We start from the raw sequence: 15,135 nt of genomic DNA on the forward strand, positions 1-15,135 counted from the left end.
CCGGCTCCCCGCTCCCGGCCCGCTCAGCGGTTGGCGACCGCCTGCTTGACGAGGGTGCGGCCGAAGTCCCACATGAGGCCGCCGCCGTTGTGTGCGTCGTCCATGACCTGGGTGAAGGCGTCCACGAAGCGTTCGACCTCGGCCTCGCCCACCACCAGCGGCGGGATCAGCTTGATGACCTCCAGGTGGTCGCCCGAGACTTGCGTGAGGATCCGGTGCTTCTGGAGCAGCGGGGCCACCACCAGCTGCGCGAACAGGCCCTTGCGTGCGGCCTGGAGCATCGCCCAGCGGCTCCGCAGCCCCAGCGACCGGGGCTTGCCGAACTCGATGCCGATCATCAGCCCCCGGCCACGCACCTCGTGCAGCAGCTCGTACTTGTCCACGAGCGCCGCGAGCCGGGTGCGCAGCAGATCGCCGGTGCGGCGGGCGTTCTCGGTGATCCGCTCGTCGTCCATGACGGCGAGCGTGGCCAGGCCCGCGGCCATGGCCTGCGCGTTGGAGCCGAAGCTGGCGGAGTGGACGAGCACCCGGTCCATCGAGGAGTAGACCTTCTTGAAGATCCATTCCTTGCCCAGCGTCGCGCCGACCGGGATATAGCCGCCCGACAGCGACTTGGCGACGCACACCAGATCCGGGGCGGCGTCCGGACCCTCCAGATCGTGCTGGTAGGCGAAGAAGTCGCCGGTGCGGCCGAGCCCGGTCTGCACCTCGTCGGCGATCAGCAGCGCCCCGTGCTTGTGCAGCAGCTCCCGCGCCGCGCCCAGATAGCCGGGCGGCGCCTCGTGAACGCCCTTGCCCTGGATGGGCTCCACGACCAGCGCGGCCACATCGCCCGCCTTCAACTCCCGCTTCAGCGCGTCCAGGTCGCCCAGCTCTACGGGGGTGTCCGGCAGCAGCGGCGCGAAGCCGTCGCGGAAGCCGTCCTCGCCGTTGACGGACAGCGAGCCGGTGGTCAGCCCGTGGAAGGCGTGGGCGCAGTACAGGACGCGGGGTCTGCCGGTGGCGTAGCGGGCGAACTTCAGCGCGGTCTCGACGGCCTCGGTGCCGCTGTTGCCGAAGAAGACGCGCTCCAGTCCCGGCGCGTACGACAGCAGCCGCTCGGCCAGCAGTCCGGGCAGCGGCTGGCAGTCGAAGCGGGTCAGGTCGGCGAGCTGCGCGTCCAGCACGTCGTGCAGTGCCTGCCGTACGACGGGGTGGTGACGGCCCAGGCCCATGACGCCGAAGCCGGCGAGCATGTCGAGGTAGTCCTTGCCCTCGTCGTCGTAGAAGTACGCGCCCTCGGCCCGCTCGTAGACCCGGTCGAAGCCGATGGTGTGCAGCATCCGCGGCAGTTGGTGGTTGAGATACCGCGTATGCAGCTCATAGCGCTCGCCGCCTCGTTCGGCAAGCAGCTTCGTCAGGTCGAAGCCGGTCACGCCATGCTCCCTTCACTCGTACGGGCAGGAACGCCGGTACGGGCCCGGCCCGTCTCCGCCTCCCAGCGCTCCCGCCTGGCCCGATCCCGCTCCTGGGCGCGTGTCAGCTCCTCCGCCGCGCGGGCCGCGATCTCGACGGGGGTCAGCCCCAGCTCGGCCAGCAGCTCCTCGCGCTTGGCGTGCGGCAAGAAGCGCTGCGGCAGCCCTATGGAGCACAGCGGCACATCGGCACCCGCGTCCCGCAGTGCCTCGGCGACGGCGGAGCCGACGCCGCCGGTGCGCCCGTTGTCCTCGACGACGGCCACGGCCCGGTGCCGCTCGGCCATCGGCACCAGCTCGGGGTCGACCGGCTTGACCCAGCGCGGGTCCACGACGGTCGCGCCGATGCCCCGCTCCGCCAGCAGCGCCGCCGCCTCCAGACAGGCGGGCACCATCGCGCCCACGGCGACCAGCAGGACATCCTCGCCGTCGCCCTCCCTGAGCACATCCACGCCACCTACGCGGCGCAGCGCCTCGATGGGCTCGCCCACGCTCGCCTTGGGCAGCCGCAGCACCGTCGGCGCGTCGTCCACCGCCACGGCTTCCCTCAGCTCCTCACGCAGCCGCTCGGCGTCCCTGGGAGCGGCCAGCCGCAGCCCCGGGACGACCTGGAGGATGGACAGGTCCCACATGCCGTGGTGCGAGGCGCCGTCGGGCCCGGTGACCCCCGCCCTGTCCAGCACGAACGTGACGCCGCAGCGGTGCAGCGCGACGTCCATGAGCAGCTGGTCGAAGGCGCGGCCGAGGAAGGTGGCATAGACGGCGACGACGGGGTGCAGCCCGCCGGTGGCCATCCCGGCAGCCGAGGTGGTGGCGTGCTGCTCGGCGATCCCGACGTCGAAGACCCGGTCGGGGTAGGCCTCGGCGAAGCCGGCGAGGCCCACCGGGTGCAGCATGGCGGCAGTGACGCCGACGACGTCGGGCCGCTCAGCCCCCAGGTGCACCATCTCCTCGCCGAAGACCGAGGTCCACGACCGCCCCTTCGACTGCTCGACGGGCTCGCCGTTGGCGGGGTCCATCCGGTTGACGGTGTGGAAGTGGTCGGTCTCGTCGGCGAGCGCGGGCTCGTAGCCGCGGCCCTTCTCGGTGAGGCAGTGCACCAGCACGGGCCCGCCGAACCGTTTGGCCCTGCGCAGCGCCGACTCGACGGCGGCGATGTCGTGGCCGTCGATGGGGCCGACGTACTTCAGGCCGAGGTCCTCGAACATGCCCTGCGGCGCGAAGGCGTCCTTGAAGCCCTTCTTGGCGCCGTGCAGGGAGTCGTACAGCGGCCTGCCCACCACCGGGGTGTGCTGGAGGACGCCCTTGCCCCAGGCGAGCACCCGTTCGTACTCGTTGGTGGTGCGCAAGGTGGCCAGGTGGTTGGCGAGGCCGCCGATGGTGGGCGAGTAGGAGCGCTCGTTGTCGTTGACGACGATCACCAGCGGACGGTCCTTGGCCGCGGCGATGTTGTTCAACGCCTCCCAGGCCATACCACCGGTCAGCGCCCCGTCACCGATGACCGCCACCACATGGTCCCCGGCACCGCGCACCTCGTTGGCCTTGGCCAGACCGTCCGCCCAGCCCAGCACCGTGGAAGCGTGCGAGTTCTCGATCACATCGTGCTCCGACTCCGCACGCGAGGGATAACCCGACAACCCGCCCCTCGCCCGCAGCTTGGAGAAGTCCCGCCGCCCCGTCAGCAGCTTGTGAACGTAGGACTGGTGCCCGGTGTCCCACAGGATGCGATCGGCCGGCGACTCGAAAACCCGGTGCAGGGCGATCGTCAGCTCCACCACCCCCAGATTCGGGCCCAGATGGCCGCCGGTGCGGGACACCGCGTGGATCAGGAACTGCCGGATCTCCTCGGCGAGTTCCTCCAGAATTTCCTCTGACAGCGCGTCCAGATCGCGCGGCCCGTTGATGGACTCCAGCAAGGACATGGTCGGCCCCCCTGCTCTCCGAATGGTCCGGTGGTCCGGTCGTGGCGGTGAGCGGTGAGCGGTGGGACTACCCGCTCACCTTGCTGCCGCCCCCCGCGGTCTCCCGCGCCGCGCGCAGGGACTCCTTGAGAGAGCCCATGGTGGCCAGGACGGCGGTGGGCTCGTAGCCGCAGTGCGCCATGCAGTTGGCACAGCGCGGGTCCTTGCCGCGTCCGTACTTGCTCCAGTCGGTGTCGTCGATCAGCTCCCGGTAGGTGGGCACATAACCGTCGCTCATCAGGTAGCAGGGCCGCTGCCAGCCGAAGAGGGAGTAGTTGGGAATGGCCCACGCCGTGCAGTCGAAGTCCGCCTTGCCCTCCAGGAAGTCGAGGAAGAGCGGGCTGTGGTTGAGCCGCCAGCGGGCCCGGTTGCCGCCTGCGAACGCCTTCTTGAACAGCTCCCTGGTCTGCTCGACGCCCAGGAAGTGCTCCTGGTCGGGCGCCTTTTCATAGGCGTAGGCGGGCGAGATCATCATCTCGTCCACCTTCAGCTCGTCGTTGAGGAAGTTGAGCACCTCGATGATGGTCTGGGGCGTATCGGTGTTGAAGAAGGTGGAGTTGGTGGTGACGCGGAATCCGCGCCGCTTGGCCTCCTTCATCGCCTCCACCGCCTCGTCGAAGACGCCTTCCTTGGCAACGGATTCGTCGTGCCGCTCACGCAGCCCGTCGATATGCACGGCGAACGCAAAATATGGAGAGGGCTTGAACTGGTCCATCTTCTTGCGCAGCAGCATGGCATTGGTGCAGAGGAAGACATATTTGCGCTTGGCCACGAGCTGCCGCACGATCTCCCCGATCTGGGGGTGCATCAGCGGCTCACCGCCGGCGATGGAGACCATGGGCGCACCGGATTCCAGCACGGCACCGACGGCCTGTGCCACCGGCATCCGCTGCTTGAGCACCCCGGCAGGGTGTTGGATCTTTCCGCAGCCCTCGCACTTCAGGTTGCAGGCGAAGAGGGGCTCCAGCTCGACGATCAGCGGGAACTTCTCACGCTTGCGGAGCTTCTGCTGAAAGAGATAGGTGCCGATACGTACGGTCTGTCGAAGCGGCATGGCCATTTCTGGCTCACCTCCAGGGGAGCAGCAGGGATCGGTGCCATTCAAGGAATGCGGGCAGGACACCGCGAAGGACGCGGAATGCCGATATTCCACCCCGCAGTGTCCCGACGCGGATCAGTTCATGTCCCGGAGCGTCCACCACCACCCGTACGGCCGCAACCGGGCGTCGTGCCGTGCCCGAGGCGGCGGCGCCCAAGGTGGCGGCGGATTCCATGTCGGCGGCGATGGCTCCGGTGCTGTGCAGCGCGGCTCTCTCGGCGCCGCGCACGACGTGGTCGCTGCCGGCCAGGGGCCCCGTATGGACGGTGCCGTACGGCGCGAGGGCCGCGGCCAGCAGCTCGGTGCCGGTGCAGGGCGTGTGCCCGGAGGCGTCGCGGGTCTCGTCGGCGACCACGAGGTCACCGGGGCGCATGCCGGAGGCGAGCCCGGCGCAGAATCCGGTGGCCAGCACAGCGGTGCCGCCCCGCACCGCCTCGCCCTCAAGTGCGCCGGTGACGGCGCGCCGGGCGGCCTGGGGGCCCATGCCGCTGCGCAGCAGCCGCACGTGTCCGGTGCCGCCGTGGCCGTCGCCGCCCGGCGCCGGACCCGGTCGGCCCAGGCCGCGGCGCAGCGCGAGGTGCTCGATACCGAGCGCGCAGGCGATCAGCAGCGGTCCTGGGGCTCCCGGGCCCTCCATCAGGCGTCACGCCCCGCGAGGCGCCCCAGTCCGTCCCCGTGCAGATAGCGACCGAGGGCCGTGACGGGGAAGACCATCCGGTACAGGTGGTAATTGATGGAGAAGTCCCAGGGGAAGCCGGTGCCGGTGAAGTACGGCTCGTCCCAGTAGCCGTCCTCGCGCTGGGTCTCGGCGAGCCATCCGATGCCCCGCTCGACGGCCTTGCTCTCCTTCTCCCCGGCCGCCAGCAGCGCCATCAGCGCCCAGCCGGTCTGCGATGCGGTGGAGGTGCCGTTGGCGGCCCATTCGCTGTCGATGTAGGAGCGCAGGTCCTCACCCCAGCCGCCGTCGTCGTTCTGGACGCTTTCCAGCCAGCCGACCGCGCGCCGGATGGCGGGGTGGGAGGCGGGGAGCCCGGCGGCGACGAGCGCGGGGACGGCGGAGCCGGTGCCGTAGAGGTAGTTGACACCCCAGCGGCCGAACCAGGATCCGTCGGCCTCCTGTTCGGCCAGCAGCCAGGCGAGGGCCTTACGGGCGCGGGGGTCGTGCTGCATGCCCTCGGCCGCGAGCATCTCCAGGACGTGCGCGGTGACGTCGGCCGAGGGCGGGTCGATGACCTCGCCGAAGTCGCAGAATGGCAGCCGGTTGGGGAACTTGCTGGTGTTGTCGACGTCGAAGGCCGCCCAGGAGCCGTCACTGGACTGCATGCCCAGGTTCCAGCGCACGGCGCGCGCGACGGCGCGGTCCACGCGCTCGGGGTCGGGGTGCTTGATGCGGCGCAGCGCCAGGGCGACCTCGGCGGTGTCGTCGAGGTCGGGATAGTTGTCGTTGTGGAACTCGAAGGCCCAGCCGCCGGGCGGCAGTTGGGGGCGGCGTACCGACCAGTCGCCGGGCCGGACGATCTGCTCGCCCAGCATCCAGTCGGCGGCCTTGAGCAGTGCCGGATGGTCGCTGGGCAGCCCTGCGTCGGCGAGCGCGATCGCTGCCAGGCAGGTGTCCCAGACCGGGGACTGGCACGCCTCGACCATCCGGGTCTCCTCGTCGGGCCAGATCGCGAAGCGGTCCAGCGAGGCGAGTCCGGCCTTCATGACGGGGTGTTCGAGGTCGTATCCCAGCAGCCGCAGCGCGATCAGGGAGTAGACGGCGGGCGGCTGGATGCCGCCCCAGCAGCCGTCGTTCTCCTGGCGCTCGATGATCCACCGGGAGGCGTCGCGCAGGGCCGCGCGGCGCAGCCTGCGCGAGCCGACCTTGCGGTAGGCGTGCAGGGCGCGGTCGATGCGCTGGAAGGCCCCGTCCCAGGTGGTGGCGGGTGCCATCGGCGAGCGCGGGAGGGGGCGGGCGGGGTCGCGGTGCAGCTCGTCGATCCTGAACGGCGCCGGGTGGACGGGCCGGTAGGCGGAGACGACGGTGAGCGGGACGATGGTCTGGCGGGCCCAGCACCCGAAGTCGTAGATGTTGAGCGGGAACCACTTCGGGAGGTAGATGATCTCCGGCGGCAGCTCCGGCAGGTCCTCCCAGCGCCACCAGCCGAACAGCGCGAGCCAGATACGGGTGAAGACCCTGCTGCCGGCCACTCCCCCGTGCTCGCGCACCCACTCGGCGGCGCGCGTCATGTGGGGGGCCTCGGTGTCGTCGCCCGCGAGCTTGAGCGCGACGTACGCCTCTACGGTGGTGGACAGGTTGCCCGGCCCTCCGTGGAAGGTGGCCCAGGTGCCATCCTCGCGCTGCTGGGAGCGGATGAACCGGGCGGCGGCACGCAGGGTCTTCTCATCACGGATGCCGAGGAACTCGCGCAGCAGCAAGTCCTCGGCATCCATGGTGACGTTGGTTTCCAGGTCGCCCTTCCACCAGCCCGCGTCGTCCTGGCGCGCCAGCAGGTGCTCGACGGCGCGGGCCGTGATCCGCTCCGCCTGGGCGGTCAGACTCTCCTGGTCGTGGGAGACCCGCACGGGCGAGGCGCGTTCCGTGTGCTTCGTTCCGGAGACGCCGGGGCCCGCTGGTCCGTCCGTCGTGGCTGTCATCCCTTCTCCTTCCGAAGTGCTCCGAGAGTTCGAACCGATCGGATATCAACAGCCCGACGGGCGTGTCACCGCTGTCGTACGACGACGAAGTCGGCGAGCGCGGCGAACTGCTCCCGCACCCTGCCCGGCATGTCGATGGAGTCGAGCGCGGCGATGGCCGTGGTGTGCTGGCGCTGCGCTTCCTGGGAGGTCCACTCCCGGCCGCCCGCCTGCTCGATGAGCGCGGCCCGCTCGGCGAACTCCGCCTCGTCGAAGTCCTCGAACTCCGCCTGGCTCTTCTTCGAGTCCGCCGCCATCAGCTTCGCCAGCCGGGCCGCGGCCTCGCCGTCGGAGCCCAGCGCGGCGGCGACCGGCAGGGACTTCTTGCGCTGCCGCAGGTCGCTCCAGGCCTGCTTGCCGGTGGCCTCCGGGTCGCCCCAGATGCCGAGCAGGTCGTCGACGGCCTGGAAGGCGAGGCCCAGGTGGTAGCCGTAGGACTCCAGCGCGTCGGCCGTGCGGTCGTCGGCGCCGCCGAGCACGGCCCCGATGGAGGCGGCGCAGGCCAGCAGCGCGCCGGTCTTGTTGCCCTCCATGTCCAGGCACTCCTCCACGGTGACCTGGTCACGGTGTTCGTAGGAGATGTCCTGGGCCTGGCCGTCGATGAGGCTGCGGGTGGCACGCGTCAGCCTGCGGGTGGCCCGGCCCGCTTCGGGCGTCCCCAGCTCCAGCAGTATTTCGCCGGCGAGGGCGAACAGCGCGTCGCCGACAAGGATGGCCTGGGCGGGGCCGTGCACCTTCCAGACCGTGTCGCGGTGGCGGCGCTGCTCGTCCCCGTCCATGAGGTCGTCGTGCAGCAGCGAGAAGTTGTGCACCAGCTCCACCGCGACGGCGCCGGGGATGCCGGTCTCGGGCACGGCGCCGGCGGCCTCGGCGGACAGGAGCGCGAGCGCGGGGCGCACGGCCTTGCCGCCGTCGGCGGCCGAGGGGCGCCCCTCGGTGTCGATCCAGCCGAAGTGGTAGGCGGCCACGGTGTCCATCGGGGGTGCCAGCCGGTCGACGGCCGCGCGCAGCACCGGCGTGGCGAGCGTGCGCCCGCGCTCCAGCAGGGCGCTCACGCTCTTGTTGTCGGCTGCCTTGCCCATGGTGCTCGCGCCGCCCTCATCCACGAGATGCTGCTTGGCCGGGGTCACAGGGTCTCCTCTGTGCGGTGCTGTCGTGCTGGCTGTACTGGCCGGGGTGGCTGCGTCAGTGGTGCTCATGGGCCCTTCCTTCAATACCGGGGACCGGGTCCTTCGCGTGTGGACGGCCCAGCGCGACGAGGGCCTCGCGCGCCGCTGTCACTCCGCTGCGTACAGCGCTCTCCATGGTCGCGGGCCACCCCGTGGCGGTCCACGCGCCGGCCAGGTAGACGCCGGGAGCCGAGGTGCGCGCCCCCGGGCGCAGCCGGCCCACGCCCGGGGAGGGCGCGAAAGTGGCTGTGCGCTCGCGCGTGACGAAGAAGTCGCGCACCCCCGCGCCCCTGGCTGCGGGCAACAGCCGCTCCAGCTCGGGGAGATAGCGCTCGCGCAAGGTGGCGACCGGCTGGTCGATCTCCTCGTGCGCCACCGACTGCGAGAGCGCCAGATACTGCCCGCGCCCGGTGAGACCGGAGGCGGTGGTGCGGTCGAAGACCCACTGGACGGGGGTGCCGAGCGCGGTGAAGAAGGGCTGCCGCAGCACCTTACGGTCGTAGATCACATGGATGTTGAGGATGGGTGCCGTGCCGATGTCCAGCAGCCGGCCCGGGTCGGTGAGCGCGCCGTCGGGCAGCAGCCCGTGCGCCTCGCGCTGCGGTACGGCCAGCACGACCGTTCCGGCTTCCAGCTCCTCGGCTCCGTCGGGCCCCTGATCGACCGCCACGCGCCATCCGCCGCCCTCCCCCGCCGGGGTCACGCTACGGGCCCGGGTGCGCAGCAGCGTGCGCACTCCCGCCTTGTCCAGGGCGGCGCGGGCGAGCACGTCGTGGATGTCGCCGAGCGGGACGTGGGCCCAGCCGATGTCGGCGGCGCCCGGCTCGGACAGCAGCCCGGTCTTGAAGACCATCGCGGCCAGCCCCATGGAGGCTTGCGGGGCGCGGGCGTTGAGGGTCGCGGTGCCCACCAGGTCCCACAGCGCCTCGATGGTGCGCTCCGACTGGCCGTGCCGGTGCAGCCAGGTGCCGAAGTCGATGCCGTCGAGCGCCGGGTCGGCGGGGTCGAGGCCCTTCAGCGCCAGCGCGGCCCGCCCGACCGAGGCCCGCTCGGCGAGCGAGAGGTGAGGATAGGTGGCGAGGCTCGCGGCCAGGTGCAGGGGCACGGGCAGCGCGGTGCGCCGCAGCCTGCCCAGCCGTGGCCGCGCGCCGCCGACGTCCAGGACAGGCACGTCCAGCCTCTCCTGGAGGGGTGCGAGCCCGGCGCCGCCGACCCGGTCCAGGAGCCAGCTGTAGGCGGTGCAGCAGCGCAGGTAGACGTGCTGGCCGTTGTCGACGGTCAGTTCACCGGCGGCCGAGTCGCGGCGGAAGGAGAAGGCGAGGCCGCCCAGCCGGGGGCGGGTCTCGACGAGTGTGGTCTCCACGCCCGCCTCGGCCAGCCGCAGCGCGGCGGTCGTCCCGGCGAGGCCGCCGCCGAGGACTACGGCGCGCCGGGCCCTTCCCCGCGGCTCACCGGACCGCACTTCGTCCGCCGTCATGTGCGCTCCTCCCCTGGGTCCAGCTGATCGGTGTGGTCCGTGTCCGCTGGGACGCCGGACCTGGTCCGCGGGTTGCCCGGCGGTAGGCCATCAGGCGCCCCGCCGCGGCGCCTGCCGTGACACCATCCGCGCGTCGAAGCCGGAGAGGCCGCGCACCGCCACATACGCCTTCTCGTGTCCCGGCAGCGAGACCCGCCCGCGCAGCACGGCGGCGGGATCGGCGGAGATACGGTCCAGCAGCCGGTGGTAGATCCCGGCCATCGCGGCGACGCAGGCTCCCGAGCGGCGGTCGAGCATCGGCAAAAGGCGGTATCCCTCGGCGAACAGCGCGCGTGCGCGTCGCACTTCGAAGTGCACGAGTCCCGTGAAGTCAGCACCGGGCGGCACCGTATCGCTGTGAAAGCCCGCAGCACAGCCAAATTTTTCGAGATCCTCCAAGGGAAGGTACGTGCGTCCGTTGTCCGCGTCTTCCCTCACATCCCGGAGAATATTGGTCAGTTGCAGGGCGAGCCCCAAAGTGTCGGCGTATTCGGGGGCGTGAGTGGCCTCCCGTGCGCCCGGCACGGTGCCGAAGACTCCCAGCGAGAGACGGCCGATGGCGCCCGCCACGCAACGGCAGTAGGCCCTCAGGTCGTCCCAGGTCTCATAGGTGGCACCTCGCACGTCCATCAGCACGCCGTCGATCAGTTCGTCGAGTCCCGCGAGCGGGATCGGAAAGCCTCCCGCCGCGTGGCTGAGGGCGACGGCGACCGGGTCGGTGTCGTCCCAGGAGACCTCGCGCTCCCGGACGCGGGCGAGGAGCTCGCGGGTCTCCTCCAGGCGGGTCTCCTTCGCCGGGGTGTCCAGCGCGCCGTCGCCGATGTCGTCCACGCGGCGGGAGAAGGCGTAGAGCGCCGACATGGCCTGGCGCTTGGGTGCGGGGAGCAGCCTGATGCCGTAGGCGAAGTTGCGGGCCTGCTGTCCTGTGACGGCCTCGCAGTACCGGTAGGCAGCCGCCACCTGCGGGGGCAGTTGCTGCGCGGATCTGGCTCCGGCTCCGTCCGTTCGGTCCATGCTCCCGGTCACCCCTCTCCTCGCAGGCTCGCCCAGGACTCGCGCGCCACGCTCAGCGCACCCGCCCGGGGAGCCCCTGCCAGTACGTCGTATCGCGCGGCCCGCAGGGCGCCGGCCGCGGCCCGGCCCCCGCCGGTGAAGCCCGCCAGCAGCAGCCTGAGCCTGCCGTGCACGCTGCGTACCAGCGGCGTGCCCTCGTCCAGCAGGCCCAGGGCGCGCTCGGTCTCGAAGGCGATAAGGGCTCGCACCGAGGCGTTCGCGGTGGGTGCCGCCAAGTCGCCCTCGCCGACCCGGAAGCGGTCCATGTCCTCGGCCGGCAGGTAGACGCGGTCCCTGGCCAGGTCCTCCGCGACGTCCTGGAGGTGTTCGACGATCTGGAGCCCGGTGCACACCGCGTCCGACAGCCGCACCCGCTCGGGGGTGGCGGTGCCGGTGATCGCGAGCACGAGGTGACCCACCGGGTTCGCCGACAGCTCGCAGTAGGCGAGGAGTTCGGCGTAGGTGGCGTAGCGGCGGACCTTCTGGTCCTGTCGGTTGGCCTCGATCAGCGCGAGGAACGGCTCGGGCGACAGGGCGCGCCCGCGCACGGTCGGGACGAGGGCGCGCAGCAGGGGGTGACCGGGCTCCGGTCCGGCGGGGGCGAAGACCCGGTGCAGATCGGATTCGAACGCGTCGAGCATCGCGAGGGGGTCGTCCGCCTGGTCGGCGGGCAGCCCCAGGTGGGCCGCGTGGGCGGGACCGGAGGTCAGGTCGCTGTCGCCGATGTCGTCGACGAGACGGGCGAAGCCGTAGACGGCCATCAGGTCGTTCCGCCACTCACGTGGGAGGAAGCGGGGTGCCACCGGGAAGTTCTCCGTCTTGGCCTGGGAGAGCACAGCGCGCGTGTGCGCGTCCTCCTCCGCGGTCACCACGTGCTGCCCATGGCCATTGCCGTCACATCTCCGTTTCTACACCGCTGCGCCAGAACATCCTATTTCGGACACGCCGCGCTCGCCGGCCTGCGGATCCAGCCGGCGGCACGGGTTCCCTGGGCTGCTCCGCCCGACTTGCCGCGAATCAGCACCGAAACAGCTTACGCCGTACATCAACCACTCGTGCGGGGGGTGACCCAGCCGAATCCGCCGGTACCGGAGAGCCCGGGAACGCGCGGGCGGGACGGGAACCGACAGCCCGTCAGGGCGCGGTCAGCCCCGCGAGGATGTCGCGCAGAACCCGCTCGATGAGGTAATGGACCTGCTCACCGGCGAGCATGTCGAGCGGGCCGTCGAGGAGCAGCATCGCGAGGCCGTGCACCGTGGCCCAGGCGCTCACCTCGGCGCCGGGTCTGCGCTCCCGGGACATCACCCCGGCGGCGACCAGTTCGTCCAGGGTCTCGATGAGCATCTCGAACGAACGGGCCTCCCACAGCTCCGGGGCACCCAGCCCGTCCTCGGCGGTGAAGGTGATCCGGGCCGGGGACTCTGGGCAAAAGGCGGTGCGGTAGAGCCCCGGCTCCTCCCGGGCGAAGCGGATGTAGCTGCGGCCCAGCGCCAACACCCGCTCCTGCGCCGCCTCGGGGCCGTCGCCGTCGACCTCCCGGCCCCCGGCTTCCATGCGCTCGACCAGCCGCTGCTGACCGTGCTCCTTGACGGCGTGGAGGAGTTCACCCTGACCGTCGAAGTGGCGGTAGGCGGCCGTGGCCGAGACGCCCACCTTCCGGGCCGCGGCGCGCAGCACCACAGCATCCGGGCCGCCTTCGACGGCCAGTTCGATGGCGGCATGGATCAGCGCGTTGCGCAGGTCGCCGTGGTGGTAGCCGCTCTTGCTCTTGCGGGCGGGGCGGCCCGCGTCTCCGTCGCCGCCCGCCTCTCCGTCGTCGCCCGCTTCGGAACCCGTCGCCCTGCTGTTCGCCTCCATGTCCCCCATCCTGCCCTATGTTGACGTCATTAACATCTGCTGCCAGTATCAAGTTTACGGCGTCAACATAGGCGCGTCCGCCGTGCGCGCCACCCACATCCGATTTCCCGGGGGATCACATAGTGCTCCGACGCATCGCCGACCTCACCCATCGCAGGGCCCGCGTGGTACTGCTGCTCTCCCTGCTCGCCGCGGTCGGGCTGGCCGCCATCGGCTTCGGCGCCTTCGGCCAGCTCAAGGGCGGCGGGTTCGACGACCCCGACTCGCCCAGCTCGCGGGCGGCCACCGTCATAGACGACACCTTCCACGGCGAGGACAACCTCGTCCTGCTCGTCCGCGCCAAGGGCGGCAAGCTCGACGCACCCGCTGCCAAGAAGGCCGGCACCGAGCTGACCAAGGGGCTCAAATCCCAGGAGGGCGTCACCCAGGTCGCCTCCTACTGGGCCCCGGGCGGCTCGGCCCTCACCTCCCGCGACGGCACCCAGGCGCTGGTCCTCGCCCACGTCGACGAGGAGGACACCGAGACGGTCAAAGACATCACCGACAAGTGGAGCGGTGAGCGGGGCGCGGTCTCCGTGCGCGCCGGCGGCGGTGCCGCGCTCAACGAGCAGGTCAACGCCCAGGTCTCCAAGGACCTCGCGGTGGCCGAGTCCATCGCCGTGCCCGTCACCCTCATTCTGCTGATCATCGCCTTCGGCAGCGTGGTGGCGGCTCTGCTGCCGCTGGCCATCGGGCTGGTCGCCATCCTGGGCACCTTCGCCGAGCTGTACGTGATCGGCAGCATCACCGACGTCTCGGTCTTCGCCGTCAACCTCACCACCGCGCTCGGCCTCGGGCTCGGCATCGACTACGGCCTGCTGCTGGTCAGCCGCTTCAGGGAGCGGCTGAGCGCGGGGGACGAGATCGCGGTGGCCCTTCGCACGACGGTGCGCACGGCGGGCCGCACCATCCTCTTCTCGGCCTCCACCGTGGTGGCGGCGCTCGCGGCGCTGCTGCTGTTCCCGCAGTACTTCCTGCGCTCGTTCGCCTACGCCGGCATCGGCGTCGTCTTCATCGCGGCGCTCTCCGCGCTCTTCATCGTCCCCGCGCTGCTCGCCGTGCTGGGACACCGCGTCAACAAGGGCCGGCTGCCGTGGGCGGACGCCGTGCGCAAGCCGGAGGCCCCGCTGTGGGGGCGGCTGGCGCGTACGGTCATGCGGCGGCCCGCGCTCACCGCGCTGCCGGTGCTGGCCGTGCTGCTGCTGGCCGCCAGCCCGCTGCTGGGCGCCAACTTCGGCTCGCCCGACGAGCGGGTACTGCCCGAGAGCGCCGAGAGCCGGCAGGTCTCCACCGCGCTCCAGCACGACTTCGCCGGCAACGAGTCCGCGGGCGTCCAGGTCGTGACCGAGGGACGGGCCGCCGACGGCGCCGTGGCGGACTACGCGCGGAAGATCTCCCGGCTGGACGGCGTCGTCCGCGTCCAGGCGGCGACCGGCACCTACGCCGAGGGGCGCTCGGTGCGGGCCCCCGGCGCCGCGCACGCCGGGTTCAGCGAGCACGGCGTGCACCGGATGTCGGTCACCACCAAGCTGACGCCCGCCTCCGAGAAAGCACAGGACCTGGTGCGCGAGATCCGCGACCTGCCGGGCCCCGGCACGGACACGCTGGTCGGCGGCAGGGACGCGGCGCTGATCGACTCCAAGGCGTCCATCGGTGACAAGCTGCCGGCGGCCGTCGCCTGGATCGTGGGCTCGACGTTCGTGCTGCTCTTCCTGTTCACCGGCAGCGTCGTCCAGCCGCTGCGCGCCCTGGTCCTCAACGGCATCAGCCTGACCGCCGCCATCGGCGCGATGGTGTGGGTCTTCCAGGACGGCCACCTCTCCTCGCTGCTGGGCTTCACCGCGATGCCGATGGACACCTCCATGACGGTGCTGATGTTCTGCATCGTCTTCGGGCTGTCCATGGACTACGAGGTGTTCGTGACCAGCCGCATCAAGGAGCTGCACGACGCGGGGGCGAGCGATCACGAGGCGGTCGTCGGCGGGCTCTCGCGCACCGGGCGGATCGTGACCATGGCGGCGGGGCTGCTGGCGGTGAGCTTCTTCGCCTTCGTCACCGGCAATGTCAGCTTCATCCAGATGTTCGGTCTGGGCAGCGGGCTGGCGATCCTGATCGACGCGGTCGCGGTGCGCGGGGTGCTGGTGCCCGCGGCGATGCGACTGCTGGGCCGCACCGCCTGGTACGCGCCAGGGCCCCTGCGCCGGCTGCACGCGAAGGCGGGCCTGAGCGAGAGCGGGGCCGAGGAGGCCGACGGGGAGACCGACGGGAAGGACCGGCACCATACGCCCACCGGGGTCTGATCCGCTCCGGC

At 71.5% G+C, this 15,135-nt stretch carries 11 protein-coding genes; 1 reads left to right on the forward strand and 10 read right to left on the reverse strand.

Going from position 1 to position 15,135, the window contains the following annotated elements:
- Positions 1–23 precede the first annotated feature (23 nt).
- The 10 genes from OHB04_RS06145 to OHB04_RS06190 all read right to left on the reverse strand — a co-directional run bounded on the left by OHB04_RS06145 (position 24) and on the right by OHB04_RS06190 (position 12,785).
- Complete coding sequence (locus OHB04_RS06145; RefSeq protein WP_326686665.1) at positions 24–1,415, reverse strand: aspartate aminotransferase family protein; 1,392 nt, start codon at positions 1,413–1,415, stop codon at positions 24–26.
- Positions 1,412–3,376, reverse strand: coding sequence for a 1-deoxy-D-xylulose-5-phosphate synthase (gene dxs / locus OHB04_RS06150; RefSeq protein WP_326686666.1), 1,965 nt, complete (start codon positions 3,374–3,376; stop codon positions 1,412–1,414). The genes OHB04_RS06145 and dxs overlap by 4 nt, the downstream gene beginning before the upstream one ends.
- 67 nt (positions 3,377–3,443) lie before the next feature.
- Entirely contained in the window at positions 3,444–4,475 is a 1,032-nt protein-coding gene (gene hpnH, locus OHB04_RS06155) for an adenosyl-hopene transferase HpnH (RefSeq protein WP_326686667.1), read from the reverse strand.
- A 7-nt stretch (positions 4,476–4,482) separates the two neighbouring features.
- Positions 4,483–5,151 carry a phosphorylase family protein gene (locus OHB04_RS06160; RefSeq protein WP_326686668.1) on the reverse strand — a complete coding sequence of 223 codons (669 nt, stop codon included), beginning with the start codon at positions 5,149–5,151 and terminating at the stop codon, positions 4,483–4,485.
- Positions 5,151–7,151, reverse strand: a complete 2,001-nt coding sequence (shc, locus tag OHB04_RS06165; RefSeq protein WP_326806976.1) for a squalene--hopene cyclase — start codon at positions 7,149–7,151, stop codon at positions 5,151–5,153. The genes OHB04_RS06160 and shc overlap by 1 nt, the downstream gene beginning before the upstream one ends.
- A gap of 65 nt (positions 7,152–7,216) precedes the next feature.
- Positions 7,217–8,389 carry a polyprenyl synthetase family protein gene (locus OHB04_RS06170; protein ID WP_405806504.1) on the reverse strand — a complete coding sequence of 391 codons (1,173 nt, stop codon included), beginning with the start codon at positions 8,387–8,389 and terminating at the stop codon, positions 7,217–7,219.
- Positions 8,376–9,836 (reverse strand): hydroxysqualene dehydroxylase HpnE, encoded by a 1,461-nt coding sequence (gene hpnE, locus OHB04_RS06175; protein ID WP_326686670.1) that lies wholly within the window; start codon positions 9,834–9,836, stop codon positions 8,376–8,378. The genes OHB04_RS06170 and hpnE overlap by 14 nt, the downstream gene beginning before the upstream one ends.
- 90 nt (positions 9,837–9,926) lie before the next feature.
- The gene (gene hpnD / locus OHB04_RS06180; protein ID WP_326806977.1) at positions 9,927–10,889 is read right to left on the reverse strand and encodes a presqualene diphosphate synthase HpnD; all 963 of its coding nucleotides are present in this window, start codon (positions 10,887–10,889) and stop codon (positions 9,927–9,929) included.
- 8 nt (positions 10,890–10,897) lie between these two features.
- Entirely contained in the window at positions 10,898–11,800 is a 903-nt protein-coding gene (gene hpnC, locus OHB04_RS06185) for a squalene synthase HpnC (protein ID WP_326806978.1), read from the reverse strand.
- A 262-nt stretch (positions 11,801–12,062) separates the two neighbouring features.
- Positions 12,063–12,785 carry a TetR/AcrR family transcriptional regulator gene (locus OHB04_RS06190; RefSeq protein WP_326686673.1) on the reverse strand — a complete coding sequence of 241 codons (723 nt, stop codon included), beginning with the start codon at positions 12,783–12,785 and terminating at the stop codon, positions 12,063–12,065.
- Positions 12,786–12,907: 122 nt separating this feature from the next.
- Between OHB04_RS06190 and OHB04_RS06195 the strand changes: the two genes are divergently transcribed.
- Entirely contained in the window at positions 12,908–15,124 is a 2,217-nt protein-coding gene (locus OHB04_RS06195) for an MMPL family transporter (protein WP_326806979.1), read from the forward strand.
- Positions 15,125–15,135: the final 11 nt, after the last annotated feature.

Origin of the sequence: Streptomyces sp. NBC_01775 (assembly GCF_035917675.1) — a bacterium.
Classification (GTDB): domain Bacteria; phylum Actinomycetota; class Actinomycetes; order Streptomycetales; family Streptomycetaceae; genus Streptomyces.